This window comes from Paenibacillus sp. NPDC056579 (genome assembly GCF_042793215.1).
Classification (GTDB): domain Bacteria; phylum Bacillota; class Bacilli; order Paenibacillales; family NBRC-103111; genus Paenibacillus_S.
The window spans coordinates 570620-589422 of the sequence record NZ_JBHTVD010000004.1; the positions used below are offsets into that span (position 1 = coordinate 570620).

12 protein-coding genes are annotated in these 18803 nt (G+C 53.0%); all 12 read left to right on the plus strand.

Annotated features, from left to right (window positions below; translation table 11 throughout):
* Positions 1-495 precede the first annotated feature (495 nt).
* Positions 496-1737 carry an MFS transporter gene (locus ACFQ88_RS19375; protein WP_379455542.1) on the plus strand — a complete coding sequence of 414 codons (1242 nt, stop codon included), beginning with the start codon at positions 496-498 and terminating at the stop codon, positions 1735-1737.
* 602 nt (positions 1738-2339) lie between these two features.
* On the plus strand, positions 2340-3680 hold the full coding sequence (locus tag ACFQ88_RS19380) for an LLM class flavin-dependent oxidoreductase (RefSeq protein WP_379455544.1): 1341 nt from the start codon (positions 2340-2342) through the stop codon (positions 3678-3680).
* Positions 3681-3823: 143 nt separating this feature from the next.
* Positions 3824-4657 carry a hypothetical protein gene (locus ACFQ88_RS19385; RefSeq protein WP_379455546.1) on the plus strand — a complete coding sequence of 278 codons (834 nt, stop codon included), beginning with the start codon at positions 3824-3826 and terminating at the stop codon, positions 4655-4657.
* Between the two features lie 63 nt (positions 4658-4720).
* The gene (locus tag ACFQ88_RS19390; RefSeq protein ID WP_379455548.1) at positions 4721-5194 is read left to right on the plus strand and encodes a response regulator transcription factor; all 474 of its coding nucleotides are present in this window, start codon (positions 4721-4723) and stop codon (positions 5192-5194) included.
* Positions 5195-5363: 169 nt separating this feature from the next.
* Entirely contained in the window at positions 5364-6353 is a 990-nt protein-coding gene (gene sbnA / locus ACFQ88_RS19395; RefSeq protein WP_379455550.1) for a 2,3-diaminopropionate biosynthesis protein SbnA, read from the plus strand.
* Positions 6354-6369: 16 nt separating this feature from the next.
* Positions 6370-7446 (plus strand): 2,3-diaminopropionate biosynthesis protein SbnB, encoded by a 1077-nt coding sequence (gene sbnB, locus ACFQ88_RS19400; RefSeq protein WP_379455604.1) that lies wholly within the window; start codon positions 6370-6372, stop codon positions 7444-7446.
* Between the two features lie 75 nt (positions 7447-7521).
* Positions 7522-9390 carry an IucA/IucC family protein gene (locus tag ACFQ88_RS19405; RefSeq protein ID WP_379455606.1) on the plus strand — a complete coding sequence of 623 codons (1869 nt, stop codon included), beginning with the start codon at positions 7522-7524 and terminating at the stop codon, positions 9388-9390.
* Positions 9387-11294: an IucA/IucC family protein gene (locus tag ACFQ88_RS19410; RefSeq protein WP_379455608.1), complete on the plus strand. Its 1908-nt coding sequence runs from the start codon at positions 9387-9389 to the stop codon at positions 11292-11294. The genes ACFQ88_RS19405 and ACFQ88_RS19410 overlap by 4 nt, the downstream gene beginning before the upstream one ends.
* A 6-nt stretch (positions 11295-11300) precedes the next feature.
* Positions 11301-12086 (plus strand): HpcH/HpaI aldolase family protein, encoded by a 786-nt coding sequence (locus ACFQ88_RS19415; protein WP_379455610.1) that lies wholly within the window; start codon positions 11301-11303, stop codon positions 12084-12086.
* Between the two features lie 89 nt (positions 12087-12175).
* Positions 12176-13408, plus strand: coding sequence for a type III PLP-dependent enzyme (locus ACFQ88_RS19420; protein ID WP_379455612.1), 1233 nt, complete (start codon positions 12176-12178; stop codon positions 13406-13408).
* The gene (locus ACFQ88_RS19425) at positions 13405-15456 is read left to right on the plus strand and encodes an IucA/IucC family protein (RefSeq protein ID WP_379455614.1); all 2052 of its coding nucleotides are present in this window, start codon (positions 13405-13407) and stop codon (positions 15454-15456) included. Before ACFQ88_RS19420 ends, ACFQ88_RS19425 begins: the two co-directional genes overlap by 4 nt.
* Positions 15457-16039: 583 nt before the next feature.
* Positions 16040-18634 carry a phosphoenolpyruvate synthase gene (ppsA, locus tag ACFQ88_RS19430; RefSeq protein ID WP_379455616.1) on the plus strand — a complete coding sequence of 865 codons (2595 nt, stop codon included), beginning with the start codon at positions 16040-16042 and terminating at the stop codon, positions 18632-18634.
* Positions 18635-18803 lie beyond the last annotated feature (169 nt).

Sequence of the window (18803 nt, forward strand, 5' to 3'; positions counted from 1 at the left end):
ATTTCTTGTGAGTAAGGGGATAATTCAAGGGGGAAATGGCGGTAGCTTGGAAAAATCAGGTTCTACAACTCGGGCACAGTCTATTACAGTTATTGAACGTATTATGTCCATACAATCCGGTAGATCGCTAGAAATAGACCAGGAAGCCGTCAAAAACGCAGAGAAAGAGCTTGCAAAAATATCAATATTGTTTAAGAGGGCAAGACTAATATATATCGGATGACAAGGACATTATCTCAAAGAGCCGCGCAAACCGCAGCTTTTTTTATTTTTTTGGATCAGACTCTTGACAAGCCCAAATTTCTGATATGAAAGCACTATCAGGTACTGCAAACGGATACCGGAGAGAGCGTGTAAGCCATCTCTATACTCCAATTCGATAACGAAAATTATCCAAAAGGATCATACACCCGGCTGCGGAAACATGATATGATGTTGGCGAATTAAATGATAATTGTTATCAATTGAACCTCAGAAAGGGCAGTGAAGGTATCTTTGGAAGCAGTAAACCAGGTTAGGTGGAGCAAAGCGAATTTCGGCATATTATGGGGCGGCTATTTTTTGTCCGTGTTCAGCTCCATGGTCATTGCTCCGATGCTGCCGTTTTATATGGAGCAGATGGGAGCCGAGGACGACGCCTCCGTGCTGCTGTGGAGCGGTCTCGCCTTGGCAGCTTCGCCGATCTCGGCGGCGCTAACGGCGCCGCTTTGGGGACGGCTCGGGGATCTGACCAGCCGCAAAATGATGATCGTGCGGGCGCTTTTCGGATCCGCACTTGTACTGGCGCTGATGGGCTTTGCCGCAACGCCGTTTCAGCTGTTCGTGCTGCGCTTGCTGCAAGGCGCACTTGGAGGCGTCGTTGACGCCGTGTCCGCCTATGCCGCTTCAGAAGCGAAGCCGGGGGAGCAGGGCAAAGTACGGGGCAAGCTGGAAGGGGCGCTAGCCGCGGGATCCATGCTCGGTCCTCTGCTTGGAGGCTTGCTGCTCAGTCTTGTCGGCTTTCAGCCGATGTTTATGCTGCTCGGCTCAGTACTGGGCATGTGGACGTTATTTAGTTTTTTGGTCTTGAAAGAAAACAAGCTGCAACGGAGAAAGGCGTCCGTCGTATCGTCCCGGATGAGCAAGCAGTGGATTCATCTATTAAGCGAGCCTAAGGTACGTCATTTTTTGCTGGCGGGCATTCTAGCGAATTTCGGCGTTTTCGGCTTATTGACGGTTACGCCCGTGTACGTGAAGCAGCTGGTGGCTGATCCAGCAGATACAGCTGTATGGGTGGGGGTCCTGCAGGCGGTCAACTGGGCGTCGGTATGGCTTGCGTCGTCTTGGTGGGGCAAACGAAATGATGGCCACCCGGTGCGTCTTAATTATGTTGTGGCAGCCGTCTTGTGCGGCGTGGCTATTATGCTGCAAACGGCAGTTCCGAGCGTCAGCTGGCTAATTCCGCTGCGCATCTTGCAGGGCTTTGCCTCCAGCGCGCTGATCCAATCGGTGTTTTTGACGATAACGCGCTCATCTGCTTCGGACCAGTTAGGATTTCGAATGGGGCTGTCCCGCAGCTTATTATTTACCGGGCAAATCGCAGGCCCGATGGCCAGCGGTACGCTAGGCAGCCTCGTTAGTGCGTCCGCCATCTTTGCTTTGCACGGGTTGGTCATTGCCGCCGGCGGCCTGCTGGTCTGGCTGCTTGGGCAGAGTAAGGAAGCTGCACAGCCGTCGCAAGAAACGGCCGGCCGATGATAGCCATTCCACAGACGAATGGGACTATCGATGCGCAAGAATGAAACTGTGAAGCTTGACCAAGCTTGAACGCAGTCCTTCAAACGGATAGTACGGTGCAAAAAAATGGATATTTCAGACCATGGATGTTCCATAAAGCGTACGCTAAACTTTTAAATGATAACAAGAATCATTATCACCAAATCTGTCGCTCAGTATGCTAAACAATGATGAAAGGATGCCACAACGCGTGTCATGCTAGTCAATGACGCCGTGGAAGTCGTGCTGGCACACACGCGGAGTCAAGCCTGTCGCATAAAATGCCGTGGCATCGAGCCGCACGAGCATTAAAAGGCGCAACGATCATCTCCGACGTGAATCATCGGTAAAGCAGTTGACCCCTATCGCGTAGACCATCTTCTCTCTGCGCAACCACGCAGACAAAAGGCTGCTAGATCCGAGATGAGATGTTGCGTGGCACGCACGTGAGCATCTCACAAGGAAGGCTACAAAGTTCGGTCGATATACGGTTCGTGACGGCCACCAGCTGCAACTGACCAAGAATCTAAGGAACCGTCCCCTAATCGGCCGTTAAATAAATCCGAAGAGGCGAGGTATCTAGCATGACTCAAGCCAAAAAGCAAATGCACTTGAATTTGTTTGTTCTGAATACGGGACACCATGAAGCGTCGTGGCGTCATCCGGAGACGAAGCCGGAGTGTATTACGAATATTCATTATTATACTAAGCTGGCGCAAATCGCAGAGCGCGCGAAGCTGGATTCCTTGTTCATCGCCGACGCCCTTGTGCTTACTCCGGCGGTGCAGCATAAAATTCTCGGCGGTCTGGAGCCGCTGACGATGCTGTCGGCGCTGGCGATGGGGACTGAGCGAATTGGGTTGATCGGCACTGTCTCCACAACGTACAGTGAGCCATTTAACGTCGCCCGCATGTTCGCTTCACTTGATCATATCAGCGGAGGACGCACGGGATGGAACAGCGTGACGTCGGTTGGGGACGCGACCGCCCTGAACTTCGGTCTAGACGCCCATCCTGAGCACGGCGACCGGTATGAACGGGCAAAGGAATATTTAGACGTAATGAAAGGACTGTGGGACGGCTGGGATGACGACGCTATCGTCGCGGACAAGCAGAGTGGCATTTACACCGATTATGAAACGAAAATTCGCGCTTTGAATCATAAGGGCAAGCATTATTCCGTAAGCGGGCCGCTGAATATCGGCAGATCGCCTCAAGGCTATCCGGTGCTTGTGCAAGCAGGCTCCTCCGATGCGGGGAAAGAGCTAGCGGCCGAAACGGCGGAGGTAGTCTTCACCGCCCAAGATACTCTGGAGCACGGGAAGCAATTTTATACAGACTTGAAGCAGCGCATGGCGAAGTATGGCAGACGCCCCGATGAGCTGAAAATATTGCCGGGCTTTAGCCCTATTATCGGTGCGACCGAAGCAGAGGCGCGGGAAAAGGAAGCGCAGCTGAATGAGCTGACGTCACCAGCCTTTGGCCTCATTCGGCTATCGAACGCCATGGAAATCGATCTGGCAGCCTTTCCGCTGGACGATCCGTTTCCGCTGGAGCATTTGCCCTCTATCGAGCAGGTGAAAGGGCAGAAGGCGCGGTTTCAGATGTATGTGGACATGGTGCGCAAGGAACATTTGACGATCCGTCAGCTTATGCTTCGGACAGCCAGCGCCCGCGGGCATTATACAATGGTTGGAACTCCGCTGCAGATCGCCGATGAGATGGAGGCGTGGATAGGACAGGAAGCGGCGGACGGCTTCAATGTCATGCCCCCGTATTTTCCGGGAGGGCTTGAAGACTTCACGAGTCTTGTCGTTCCGGAGCTGCAAAGGCGCGGTCTGTTCCGCACCGAGTATACCGGACGGACGCTTCGTGAGCACTATGGCTTGCAGCGGCCTGCCGTCAAAATTCCACAGCCTATTTGACAAAAGCGGGCTTACTCATTGTCCTCTAGTGCGGCATGAAGCGTTCTTCTTCGTGACAAAATGAAAACACTAAGGGCAGAGGCCGCGCCCGTTATCCTGATGTAGCGGCCTAAAATTAATCAAGTTTACAGAGGAGTATTTATATGTGCGCATCAGAACGCTGCCTTTGGGCGGCAGTTTACCGCTTTTCGTTTTCGGAATCGATGGAAGGTATCCGTTTCAAGCTAAGCGAATTGGAGAATGACGAGAGGCTGCTCTCGTTTCTCGGCGCGTTCGGTGAGTCGATTCAATCGCCGGCGCTGCAAGTCACCGGCTCCTTGCTTGTCAAACAATACGGGCTGCTTGTATCCGGGGCCATGCACGGTTATATGAGATGCCGTGAGGCGGTCGATCTGTCGCCTGATCGTGTACAGTTCGTTTTGAGCGCGAAAGGCCTTCAATTTGCGGTGCAGTCGGCAGAGGAGCCGGATTTTTTGCGCGGGCGGGCGGATAATGCGGAGGCGCGCACCCTTTATTTTGATCATGTCTTTGCTGATCAGGCGTGCCGGGTGGTGTGGCGCGTTGCACAGGTGACGCGGATTGACGCGGGCACGCTATGGGGCAATTTGTCGTATGGCTTGGCCTATTGGAAAAACGAATGGCTACAGGAAACCGCACTATCCGAAGCGGAGCGCGGACGAATCGAAGACGATTTTCACGAGCTCTACGGCTCGTTTCGTCCTCAGCGGTTTCCGCAATTACAAGCGAATCCTCTGACGACCGCTTTTCGGAGTGTGAGCAATCCTTATGCGCCGGAAAAGCCTATTATGGTACGCACCAAATGCTGCTTGAATTATTGCTTACCGGGCGGCGACCGATATTGCTATACCTGTCCGCGAATTACGGATGATAAGCGGATCGAAAAAGCCCACGAAGCCCACAGGCACAAGTCTGTCAAATCTGTTCAGGCAAAGGAGGAGACGAACACCACGAAATAAGGGGTAGGGTTCACCACGAACGTATGCTGTTACATACCAACGAATTTTAAGGGAGGATAGATGATGTCCGTTACTAAATTGAAGCTTATTGTCGATTCTCATGTTCATAGCGAAGGGGAAAGACAGAAGCTGGCCATGCTGCACAGCCTGATTGTAAGAGAAGTGTCCGCGATGGACATTGCCGAGCTCGTGAAGGTGACGCTAGAATTCGATAGCTCCGGATCCCGTTCGGGCGGGGAGGGGGCAGGAGAAAGCGCAGCCGGAGCCCGTCTTTCACTTGTGCCGCCAGTGCAGGAGACTACAGGCAGCGCGCTTACGAAGCTGAGCGAACGGCAGCGAGAAATCGCTTTCATGCTGTGCGATCATTATTCGATCAAGCGCATCGCGGGCGTCATTTACGTTTCTGAAAATACGGTGAAAAAGCATGTACAAAATATCAAAAAGGCGCTGGATATCAAATGCTCCGGCGCTGATTTTATTTTTACCCTCCGGCAGATGATTGCTGTCAAGCGGCTCGAAGAAACGTTACCTCAGTAAGGCCGGTTCCGGCATCGCGCATCATGATTTGAGTACTACTATTGTATTACCGGGATTATCCGTTTGGAGCATTTACGTTGTCTTCCGTCTTGTGTTACGATTTTTTCGCAGGTTAATGATAATCATTCTCATTTCCTGGAGAATAATTCAAGTACAGGGAGGAACGATCATGTCCCATCTTTTGCTGGCGGACGCGTCTGTCGCGTCCGTGAAGCGCTCGATTGCCGAATGCGTCGGGCAAACTCCTCTTGTTCACCTCAGCAGGCTGTTTCCGCAGAAGCACGTACAGGTCATTGCCAAGCTGGAATATATGAATCCAGGCGGAAGCATGAAGGATCGTCCGGCACGATTCATCATTGAGCAAGGTCTTCGCACCGGTGCGCTTGATTCGCGCTCGCACATCATCGAGAGCACTTCCGGCAACTTGGGAGTCGCACTGGCGATGATGTCACGGATCTATGGTTTGACCGTTACGTGCGTCGTCGATCCGAAAATCGCTAAGACGAACCTGGATATTTTGCGACAGATGGGTGCGCGCATCGAGATGGTTGAAGAGCGCGACGATCAGGGAGGGTATTTGAAAACCCGCATCCGCAAAGTGCAGGAGCTGCTGGAGAAGGAGCCGCACGGCTTTTGGATCAACCAATACGCCAACGCTAACAACTGGCGGGCCCATTATGAAGGCACCGGCACGGAGATCGTTGAAGCGCTCGACCATGTAGACCTGTTGATTGCCGGCGTCAGCACGTCGGGCAGCATTATGGGAACGAGCCGCAAAATGCGCGAGAAGTTCCCGGCGCTGCGAGTGGTAGCGGTTGATGCAGTCGGATCGATCCTGTTCGGCGGAGCGCCCGGCAAGCGTGAGCTGCCCGGCATTGGAGCGAGCCGCGTTCCAGAAATTTTGAACCGCGACGAGATCGATATCTGCATCCACGTCTCCGATAAAGAATCGGCACAAGGATGCCGCGACCTGCTGCTACAGGAAGGCATCTTCGCCGGGGGCTCGTCCGGGTCCATTGTGGCGGCGCTCCAAAAGCTGATCCCTACGTTAGAGCAGCCGCCCGGCCGCCCGCTGCGGATCGTGACGCTCCTGCCAGACCGCGGTGACCGCTATCTGGATTTGGTTTATAACGACGAGTGGGTCGCTCAATTACAATAAACGGAAGGTGAACGAAATGACGATACAGCAACAAGACAAGCCGCAGGCTTCAGCCGATGTACAGAAGCAAGCAGTCTTTCAAACCAGACCCGAGCTGCTCTATTTGAACAGGGAGGCGATCGCGTCGCTCGGAGGAGGTTCCTCCAAGCTCTATGCGGAAGCGCTGGAAGAAGCATTGTCGCTGCACGCACGTGGTGATTACGTGCAGCCGCTGAAGCCGTATTTGCGGTCGGCGGGCAAGGATGGCCACATTGCGGACAGAATCATAGCGATGCCGGCCCATGTAGGAGGCGAGCTGCCGCTGTCCGGGATTAAGTGGATCGGCAGCAAGCACGATAATCCGCAAGCCCGGGGGTTGGAGCGGGCGAGCGGGGTCATAGTGCTGAACGATGCGGAGAGCAACTATCCGGTGGCCGTCATGGAAGCGGGACTAATCAGCAGCATGCGGACGGCGGCAGTAACGGTCGTAGCGGCGCGTTACTTGGCGCGGAGCAGCTTCGCAACGATCGCCTGCGTCGGATGCGGCCTGATCGCTAAAGCGCAGTTGACCTCGCTGCTGGAGCATTACACTCATGTCAGCGACGTCCACTTGTTCGATCAGTCGCAGGCGGCTGCAGAGAGACTGGCGGAAACGCTTCACACGGCTTTCCCAAATGTGCGGGTTACCATAGCGGCTAGCGCGGAGAAGGCTGTGCGCGAGGGCGAGGTTGTCGTAACATGCACGGTCGCGGATTCGCCTTACATTCCGTTCGAATGGCTGCGAAAAGGGGCTTTTGTCAGCAATATTTCGATTATGGACGTACATAAGGAAGCATACATCATGGCGGACAAAGTCATCGTCGATGATTGGGAGCAGTCCAACCGGGAGAAAAAAGTGCTTAACCAGCTTGTGCTGGAAGGCCGCTTTTCACGGGAACAGCTTCACGCCGAGCTTGGCGAGATCGTGATTGGCTCAAAGCCGGGACGGGAAAACAAGGACGAAATCATCATCTTGAATCCGATGGGAATGGCTATCGAAGATATAGCCTGCGCCCGTCGTATCTATATCGAGGCGCTCAAAGAAGGCGTCGGCGTAAGACTGCCATTATATTAAAGCAAGCCATGGATTGTGTGAACGACCGTTAAAGGAGCGATGATGCATCCTAAGCAGAGGGAAGGGAGTAAGGACATGTTGTATAAACAGGAGCTTCCCCAAGCGGTGTCAGGAAACGCTCGGAGGCTGGCTGAGAAGGCTGCCCTCCGCGCCTTGCTGAACAGCTATTTGCGGGAAAGCGGGATAGCCGATCCGCGGAACCAAGCAGGTACAGCTATCTTCGATCTCGGGGCAAGCGCCGGTGCTGACAGCGAAGAGCGGAACGGGACCGAGGAGCCCTTCGGAGTGCTGCTTCCAGCAACGGGCATGCGGGTAGCCGGAGAGATCGTATATTATTCGCGCTCCGGTCAACATGCGTTTGGGGACCGGTTTTATTTAACGGCGGCCAGCGAATCGAAGTGTCCGTTTGTCGAAGTCGATACCGGGGCACTGATTGAAGCGCTGCTGGCCGAGGTAAGCTTCTGCGAGTCTGAATCGGATCGGGAGCAGCGATGTCTCGACATGCGGGAGCAGATCGAGAACAGCATCCGCCGAACGGCGCTGTACTTGGAACACGCACGGAAACGGGAGACGGAGATGGCGCGAAAGCCGCTTGATTATATCCGCTCCGAGCAATCGCTGCTGTACGGCCACCCGTTCCACCCGACGCCAAAAAGCTCGCAAGGCTTCTCGGACTTGGAGCTGGACCGTTACGCGCCGGAGTTATCGGCATCATTTCCGTTGCATTATATTGCCGTATCGCGTCGCCTGCTCCACGAAGAATGGGTAGGAGCAGAGGACGACCGTACTTCGGCAAGTGTAGCGGAGGCAGCGGAGAAGCTGCTGGGAAGCAAGATGGGCGAATATAAGCTGCTTCCTCTCCATCCGTGGCAGATGAGCTACGTATCTGGACTGCCTGTTGTTGGTCAAATGCTGGAACAGCGCGAGCTGGTCGATCTCGGACCGATTGGTCCAATTGTATATCCGACCTCGTCGGTTCGCACCGTATGGGAGCCGGAGGCCGGAACATTCTACAAGCTGCCGATTCATGTCCGCATAACGAATTTTATCCGTGAAAATACAAGCGAGCAGCTCAGACGCACAATGGATGCGGCTATTGTACTGAGTCAAGCGCTAGAAGATCGACCGGGCGGGGCAGACGCCGCAGGCGGGATGGTCATTTTGCCGGAGACTGGCTTTCGGACAGTCCATGTGGCTGAAGCGGACGAAGAGCTGCAGGAACGGATTGCGTCCAGCTTCGCCGTCGTATACAGGCAGGCGGAAGCGCTGGCGGGGGCGGAGCAGCAGCGCTGCTATGTCGTCGCCGGATTACTGGAACTGCCTCCAGACCAGGATGAGCCGCTGCTGTTTACTGCGGTTCGGCAGTCTCGCGGAGGAGCTTTGCCGGATTGGCACACATGGCTGGCCGCTTATTTGAAGCTGTCTTTGCTGCCATTGCTCCGGCTGTTTGCTTCGACCGGCATCAGTCTGGAAGCGCATGTACAGAATTCGCTGCTTGCGCTGAAGCAGGGCTACCCGATACGCTACTACGCCCGCGATCTGGAAGGGATCAGCGTCAACCGGAAGATAGCGTCAGCCCACGGCTGGATCCCAATGCTTATCCCGGAGGATAGCCCGGTGCTATACGAGGAAGCAGAGGCGTGGATGCGGCTTAAATATTACTATGTCGTGAACCATCTGGGAGCTCTCATTCATGTGATCGGCAGATTCAGCCGGAACGATGAAGAAACTTACTGGTCCGTGGTGCACCATGTACTTCAAGACGAGCGGGAACGGTGCGAGGAGGAAGCCGACAACCGGCTGTGCCGTTATATCGACGATCTGCTGATGATCCCGCACCTGCCTGCCAAAGCCAATTTTATTAGCCGGTTTCAAGAACGCGGCGAGACACCGGATTACGTCCTTATACCGAATCCTATATGTGAAGGAGGAGAATGCCGATGATTATACAGCAAACAAAGGAAAAACAAGGCGAAGCCACGATGCGTGGTTCGTCCGTCGCCGGACACAACGAAAGTAGACGGGGGAATGACTGGATCGAGGCGCTTCAATCGTCCGAGTATAGAAGGGTAGAGCAGCGAATCATCCGTCAACTGATCGAATCGCTGCTTTACGAAGGCATTGTTGTCCGGCAAAATGCCGAGGATGAAACGCAAGCAACCTCCGAATCGACAAAGGATGAGGAGATTGTGCTATCCGGCGTGACGGCAGATGGAGAAGCGGTTACCTATCTATGCACGGGACGCACAAAGCGGAGCTTCGGTCGAATCCGGCTTAGCCGGACGGGGGCCGTCCGGCGCGTAGGCTCCGAAGGGACGGAGTCTGAGGCGCGGCTTGCCGACTTGGTGCAGGAAGTACTCGGACCGGTGATTGAGCCGGACCGACTCGCTCTTTTTATGGAAGAGCTTGGGCAAACACTGATCAAGGACGTACAGGCGCAATATGCTGCTCCGCTGCGTGAGTTTTCCGGTTCGGAGAGAAGCTACGACGAGCTGGAGGGCAACATTATGGATGGCCATCCTTACCATCCCTGCTATAAATCAAGAATCGGCTTCAATCTGGAGGACAACGCGTCTTTCGGACCGGAATTCAAGCCCGCTTTGTATCCGTTATGGCTGGTGGTGCCTGTAGATCAAGTAGCGTTGGCGCACTCGACGGCGCTCGATTTCATCTCGTTTATGGTGACGGAGCTAGGGGCCGGGACAGCGGAACGGTTCGTTGAGAAGCTCAAGGCAGCTGGAAAATCTCCGGAATCGTACCGATTCGTTCCGGTGCATCCGTGGCAGTGGAGAGAGATTACGGTACGGCTATTGCACTCGAGCATCGCTGAAGGCGAGATCGTTTTGTTGGGCGAAGGCGAGGACGAGTACCGGCCGCAGCAGTCAATCCGTACACTAGCGAATATGTCGCATCGCGAGAAAGCGTATTTGAAACTGCCGATGAACCTTATCAATACGTCGACCGGACGCATGCTCGCGAAGCATACAGTGCTGAACGCGCCGATTATCTCGGATTGGCTGAGCCAATTGGTGGAGCAGGACCCCGTGGCGCAGCAGCTTGACTTTGTGCTGCTCCGGGAAATCGCAGGGGTTGTCTACGATCATGAGACAGCGCCGCTGCCCGCTCTGGTCAGGCCCAAAACATATGGTACACTGGGCGCGATTTGGCGGGAAAGTGTACATCTCTTTTTGCGTGAAGAGGAGGAAGCCTCGCCTTTCAATGCGCTGTCCCATATCGAGCGCAGCGGTACGCCGTTCATCGACCCATGGGTGAAGGCGCATGGTGTTGAAGCATGGACGCGTCAGCTGTTGAACGTTTCTGTGCGCCCGCTCATTCACTTGCTATTTGCCCATGGCGTTGCACTCGAATCGCATGCGCAAAACATGGTGCTCATACACCGCAACGGCGTTCCTGTCCGAGTCGCATTTAAAGATTTTCATGACGGCATCCGGTTTTCCCGCCGGGATTTGGCGAATCCGGAAGCTTGCCCGGTGCTGCACGCTTTATCCGACCATCACGCTCGGGTAAATCCGAATTCGTTTATTGAGACAGACCGTGCGGACATGGTGCGTGATTTTGTCCATGACGCCTTTTTCTTCATTAATTTGACGGAGGTATGCTTCTTGCTGGAGGAACGCTACGGGCTGCCGGAGGAAAGCTTCTGGCGAATGGTGGCGGACATTATTCACGAATATCGTCGCGAGCATCCTCAGCATGAAGCACGTTACCAGGCATTTGATTTGTTTGCGAGCACGATCCAAGTGGAGCAGTTGACTTCGCGCCGATTGCTTGGGGATACCCAGATTCGGATGCAGGAAGCGCCGAACCCGCTCCATCCGTTTCGGTGACCGGCCATGCTTGGAACGAATCGGCTGAAACAGAAGCTGGGTGAAGGTGAGACGGTATTCGGGCTGTTGTGCTCGATCCCTTCGCCTGTTGTCGTGGAGATGGTAGGCTGCGCAGGTTTTGATTTTGTCATTATCGATACGGAGCATGTGCTGGTGAACCCGGAAACACTGGAAAATATGATTCGTGCGGCGGAAGCGGTCGGATTAACGGCGCTTGTGCGCGTGTCCGAGCCGAATCCGAAGGAAATATTGCGTGCGCTCGATGGGGGAGCACTCGGCATCGTCGTGCCCCACGTGGAATCCCGCGAGCAGGCGGAGCTGATCGTCCGCGCTTGCAAATACGGTCCCGAAGGGAGCCGCAGCTTGAACAGCGGCAGGGCGGGGACGTTTGGCAAGCACGATTTGACCGAATATATACGCAGGGCGAACGAGGAGATCATGGCTGTCCCGATGATTGAGAGCAGGTCAGGCGTAGAACAAGCTGATGCAATTCTGTCCGTGCCCGGCATCGACATGGTGCTGGAAGGGGCGGCGGATTTGTCGCAGTCTTACGGAATTCCGTGGCAAACGCGCGCTCCTCTAGTGAAAGCGGGACTGAAGCAATCGTACGAAGCGTCCCTGCGTCGAGGCGTGACTTATTGCGCTATTCCCAGGGCAATGGAAGATTACGAGGAGTGGCGGCAGCTCGGTGTACGAGCGTTCGTCCTCGGGGATGAACGGGGCGTGTCGTTCCGTGCCATGCGGGCACATTTGCAGTCGTTCGCCGCAGAAGTACAGGCTGCAAAGGGGTAAGTTGAGCATCTTGCACAGATGAGCGCGCTCAGCGAAGCTGCTGATACGGATGTTTATACATATTTTGGAAGGAAGGTGCGAAGAAACCGATGAATGCTGTGGTAACGAAAGCAGAACGAACCGTCATTGCTTTGGTGGAACGCTTGAAGAAGGATGGGTCTGAGCCAGTCTGCGCTTTTCTGTACGATAAGCGGGAACTGCGCGGGCGGGCGCAGACATGCGCGGATAGCTTGCCGGAAGGGTGCCGGCTGTTTTACGCGATGAAGGCGAATCCGTCTAGAGACTATTTGGAGTGTCTGGCACCGGTTGTTTATGGCTTTGAAGCCGCATCGATCGGGGAAGTCCGCAAAGTCCGCGAGGTGTCGGCAGACAAACCGATTATTTTCGGCGGACCCGGCAAAAAAGATTACGAAATCTCAGAGGCTCTAGAGCTTGGCGTTATGCTGTTCCATGCCGAGAGCATGCACGAGCTGCGCCGCATCTCGCTGATCGCCGGCAGGCTTGGTAAAATAGCTTCCGTCCTGCTGCGCGTCAACCTGCGCGCTTCTTTCCCTGAAGCGACATTGGTCATGGCAGGGCGTCCTACGCAGTTCGGCATCGACGAGGCTGATGTTCCCGAAGCGATTCAGCTCGCCCAGTCGCTGCCGCATCTTCAGCTGGAGGGCTTCCACCTCCATTCGATTTCGAACAATTTGGATGCGCATTTGCACGCTTTGCTCATTTCGGTTTATTGGGACCGAGTAACGGAGTGGAAGGAAACGTTCGGCTTGACGGTCCGTTACTTGAATGCGGGTGGCGGTTTCGGCATTTCATACACTGATTTGGACCGCAAATTCGAATGGCCCGTATTCATCAAGGAGCTTAGCCGTGTGCTGGAGGAGAAGCGGCTGCCGGGTGTGGAGCTGCTGTTCGAGCCAGGGCGTTATTTGGCGGCTACTTGCGGCTACTACGCCGCCGAAGTTGTCGACCTAAAGTGCAACCATGACAAGCATTACGCCGTACTGCGGGGCGGCTCGCATCATTTCCGGCTGCCGGGAGCATGGCAGCATAGCCATCCGTTTGAAATCGTCCCGCTGGAGCAGTGGGACTATCCGTTCCCGCGTCCCGAAGTAAGGGACGTCGAGATTACTGCAGCCGGCGAGCTGTGCACGCCGAAGGACGTGCTCGCCCGGGACGTGCGCATTTCCCGTCTCCGCATCGGGGATGTGCTGCTCTTCCATTTGGCGGGAGCCTATGGCTGGACGATCTCGGCGCATGATTTTCTCAGCCATTCGCATCCGGATCATATCTTTTTCGAAGCCGGGCAGGAGGACTCGCAATGAGCGTGACCGTAAAAAAACTATCCGGCGCAGTAGCAGGCACTAAGAGCTCAACTGAAAGGGAGCAAAGTCACGCGATGGGTGCTTCGGCATCGCAAGCGTACGAAGCACTGGCTGCCGAGGCGGCGGAACGAATCCTTGCCGATCTGATCAATGCGCTTCTGGCCGAAGGCTTGACCGAAGTGGAAGGGCGTGGCGAGCTGATCGGCTTGACTGACGCCCGGCAAGACGCGGTCGTCGCCGCATTATGGCCTGACGGCTTGAATGCGCTAAGCGACGAAGCGAGCCCTGAACCCGGATCCGTTCGGCCAGAAGTGAAGCTTTACCGCTGGCGGGCAGACCGGGAGTCGGGCCATTGTATTGTATTCCAGGTGAGGCCGGGGTTCGTGCAAACTAATCGTTATATAGCGGGCAGCGGAGTGTACGAGGTTGGCGGCGTGTCTCCCGTTCGCTTGGATGCTGCAGAGGTGCTCCGCCGATTGACGGATGCACTCTACAACGGTAAGAATCCTGGGCGAACTGCACCGGACGGCTCCACCGGCGTGACGCGGCTGCATGATCTGCTGCAGCTGTCACTGGAGCAGGCACAGTGGTCGGCGAGGCTCGCAGAAGATGAGGCGGCAGAGCTTCAACACGGCGGGCATACCGGCGACCCGTGGTCGTTTGTCCTGCTGGAGCGTCTTGCCGCTTGGCGCGACCGACCGTTTCACCCCGTCGCCAAAGCGAAGGGCGGGTGGACGGAGGCGGATTACCGAGCCTACAGCGCTGAGTCGGGCCAGCCGGTCAAGCTGCAATGGCTCGCGGTCAAACGCGAGTATTTGCTGCACGGCAGCGGCAACGCGGAGCGAGGTGCGTCGTTCGGTCCCGCCGACCTCTTGCTGACGGCGGATGAGCGTGCCGGCATAGACGAAGCGATGAAGAAGCTCGGGTTGTCGCCGGAGGAATACACGGCGCTGCCCGCTCACCCGTGGCAGCTAGAAGCCGTGCTGCCGAAGATGCTGCCGCACGAGCTGGATTCCGGTATTTACATCCCCCTTGGCGTGGAAGCCGGTAACTATGTTTCCACTTCCTCGGCCCGGTCGCTTGCTCCATTAGACGGAGGTGCACAACACGTCAAGCTGCCGCTCGGCATCGTCTCGCTCGGTGCGGTACGGTATTTGCCTGCTGTGCACATGATGAACAGCGAGCGGGGACAGCGGCTGCTGGAGCAGGCAAGAGAGCGCGATCAGGTGCTCAAAGAGCATCTGAGTTTGTGCGATGAAACGAACTGGTGGGCGTATGTGCCGGAGAACGGTGACCTGTTCGCCGATCCTCCCCGTCATTTGTCCGCACTCGTACGCGGTTATCCGCCGCATCTAATTGGAAGAGAAGATACTCGCCTCATCCCGATGTCGGCTTTATCCGTCCTGCGCCCTATTGGAGCGCACCATATCTTCGATGATTGGATGCGACTTCGTTCATTTCCGGAAACGGCCGAGTCGGCCATCCTTTTGTTCAGGGAAGTGTGCGTCCAATTTGGTCAAATAGTGTTGAGGTTGTTCCGCTTGGGTGTAGTCCCGGAAATTCACGGACAAAACGTGCTGCTTGTGCTGCGCGAGGGGAAGCTTGCAGGCATGCTGCTGCGCGATCACGATTCCGCGAGACTGCATCTGCCGTGGATGCAGATGCACGGGCTGGATGATCCTTGCTACAAGATGAAGCCGGGCTATCCCAATTCGCTTTACAATGAGACTCCGCAGAAGCTGCTCTTTTATATCCAAACGCTTGGAATCCAGGTGAATCTGTATTCCATCCTAGAGACGGTTTCACACCGCTACGGCATCGCGGAGCTGCGTCTAGGGGTCGAGCTGAAGGAAAGCTTGCTCGAAGCGATCGAGCTGGCTGACTTGCCTGTGACTGTCCGCGAGCTGACGGAGGATGCTCTGTTTAGGCAGCCAAGCTGGCCATGGAAAAACTTGCTCAAGCCGCTGCTGGAGCAGGAGGGAGCCGTTTCCGGCAGTATGCCGTCGGGCGCTGGCATGTCGGTCAATCCATTTGCAGGCTTAAACTGATATCAGCCGCCCTGTTCGCAACGGTTCGAGCTTGAGTTAAGACTGAGCGGATGCCATTTGGGTGAAAAGTAGCGCAGAAGTGAATGGAAAACTCTCGCTCACTCCGATGATCTGTTCTACGCATTCATAACCACCCATACAAGAAAGCGCACTGAATACCCCTAGCAGGGCGTTCAGTGCGCTTGTTGTTTTCGCAGGAGCTGAAATTGTTTCGCGATACTTCAGTGTGTATCAAATGGAGAGGTTCATGATCATATGAAGAATGATCGGGAAAGCATGTGGTTTAACGCAAAGGTTAAAACAATACAATCTTAGAATTTCCTAAGGTTGCATAATCTATGCGGTTTGAAAGCAGATTTGAATGTTTTTTGGACGGGACAAATAGCAGCGGAACATCAAAAAAGAACCTGAAAAAAAACCAGATTCTTGGCACTTGCATATGAACAGATGCAATGATATAATCAATTCACGACTGTTATCATAAATATGGTCGTATGTATCTCATCTTACAATTTAATTGTATCATGGCGGTAAACTCTTGTCAAATGTTTTTTCTCAATTTAATGGTTAGGAGAGATGTTGAATGAGTTCGTTGGTTCTCGGCTTCCAGGAAATCGAAAAGACGCAGCTGTTCCTCATTGGCGGAAAAGGTTTGAACTTAGGAGAATTATCAAAAATTCAAGGAATACAGGTACCGGAAGGATTTTGTGTTACAACAGCAGGATATCAAAAAGCCATCGAACAAAACGAAACGTATCAATCATTGTTGGCTCAACTAACCGTACTAAAAGCAGAAGATCGAGATCAAATTGGTGAAGTGAGCAAGAAGATTCGTCAAATCATTATGGAAGCAGAAATTCCTGCCGATGTTGTAAATGCAGTTACCCGTTATCACTCCCAATTAGGCGTGGAACATGCCTATGCAGTTCGTTCTAGCGCGACCGCCGAAGATTTGCCGCATGCCTCTTTTGCCGGTCAACAAGATACCTTTTTAAATATTATCGGTAAAGAAGCAATCCTGCACCATATCAGCAAATGCTGGGCGTCCCTATTTACGGATCGCGCGGTAATCTACCGTATGCAGAACGGGTTCGACCACAGTCAAGTTTACTTATCCGTTGTCATTCAAAGGATGGTTTTCCCAGAGGCTTCGGGAGTATTATTCACAGCTGATCCGATTACCTCCAACCGAAAGCTGCTCTCAATTGATGCGAATTTTGGACTCGGAGAAGCACTGGTCTCTGGATTGGTATCCGCCGATTGTTATAAAGTACAGGAAGGGGAAATCGTCGAGAAAAGGATAGCAGCCAAACAATTGGCTATCTATGGACGGAAAGAAGGCGGAACAGAGACACAACGGATTGATCCTGATAAGCAAAAGTCTCAAACACTTACTGAGCAGCAAATTTTACAACTGGCACGCATCGGAAGACAGATCGAAGCTTATTTTGGCTGTCCTCAAGATATTGAGTGGTGTTTGGCTAATGATACATTTTATATTGTCCAGAGTCGGCCGATCACTACTTTATACCCGGTCCCTGAAGCGAATGATCAAGAAAATCACGTCTATTTATCTGTCGGTCATCAACAAATGATGACAGATCCCATAAAACCATTGGGATTGTCTTTTTACCTGTTAGTTACTCCTGCTCCTATGCGTAAAGCCGGCGGGAGGTTGTTTATTGATGTTGCACCTAGGCTGGCTACACCTGTCGGCCGGGAAGCTTTATTGAATACCATTGGATCCGATCCGCTCATAAAAGGCGCACTCATGACCATAATAGAGCGAGATTATATAAAATTGTTAGCAAATGATCAAACAGCACCGATTCCCAATAGAAGTAATACAGATACGCTGGCACAAATCGATAACGATCCGACTATCGTTGCTGATTTAATCAAGAAAAATCAATCATCGATAGAAGAGCTAAAACATAACATCCGATCGAAATCAGGATCCGAATTGTTTGATTTTATTTTGGAAGATGTACAGCAATTAAAGAAGATCTTATTTGATCCGCAAAGCACAGCGGTCTTTATGGCTGCAATGAATGCTTCTTCATGGATCAATGAAAATATGAACAAATGGTTAGGCGAAATAAACGCAGCAGATACGCTTTCTCAATCTGTACCCAACAATATTACTTCGGAAATGGGTCTGGAGTTAATGAATGTAGCGGATCTGATTCGCCCTTATCCGGAAGTCATTGATTATTTGCAGCATGCCAAAGATGATAGCTTTTTGGATGAGCTGGTTAAGTTGGATGGTGGCCAGGAAACGCAAGACGCTATCTATGCTTATCTCAATAAATACGGGATGCGATGTGCCGGAGAGATCGATATTACTAGAACTCGTTGGAGTGAAAAGCCAATTACACTTGTCCCTATGATTCTTGGTAACCTCAAAAACTTCGAGCCAAATGCCGGCAATCGAAAATTTGAGCAAGGCCTCCAGGAAGCTTTGGAAAAAGAACGAGAGCTATTAGATCGATTGAAACAATTGCCGGATGGTGAGCAAAAAGCAGAAGAGACAAAACGAATGATCAGTCTAATCCGGAATTTCATCGGTTATCGTGAGTATCCCAAATACGGCATGATTAATCGATACTATGTCTATAAGCAAGCTATGATGAAAGAAGCCGAACAGCTTATGAAAGCTAGCATTATTCTGGAAAAAGAAGATATTTACTATCTTACTTTTGAAGAGCTTCACGAAGCTGTACGCACTAATAAAGTTGATTATGAAATCATCAACAAACGAAAAGAGGATTACAAATTTTTCGAAAAACTAACTCCTCCTCGTGTCATCACGTCTGATGGCGAAATCATTACAGGTGCGTACAATCGAGACAATCTGCCGGCTAATGCGATTGTAGGTCTGCCTGTTTCTTCCGGAGTTATAGAAGGGCGGGCGCGTGTCATTTTAAATATGGAGAATGTGGATCTAGAAGAAGGAGATATTTTAGTCACCTCGTTTACCGACCCTGGCTGGACACCCTTGTTTGTATCCATAAAAGGCCTGGTCACCGAAGTCGGTGGACTGATGACCCATGGATCTGTTATCGCGCGTGAATATGGCTTACCTGCAGTTGTCGGCGTGGAAAATGCTACCAAAATGATCAAAGACGGACAGAGAATTCGCGTGAACGGAACAGAAGGTTACATTGAAATATTGTAATGGAGAAAAACGTCAATCAATGACCTTTGTATTGCGGATGTGATTAGTAACTTTTAATCGATAACGTACACCAAGATGTGGCTGCCGGTATGGATCGGTGGCCACATTTTTTCGTGTAAATAAGGATTAAAGGGATTTTATGTAAAATGTTGAACTAATATAGATCAAG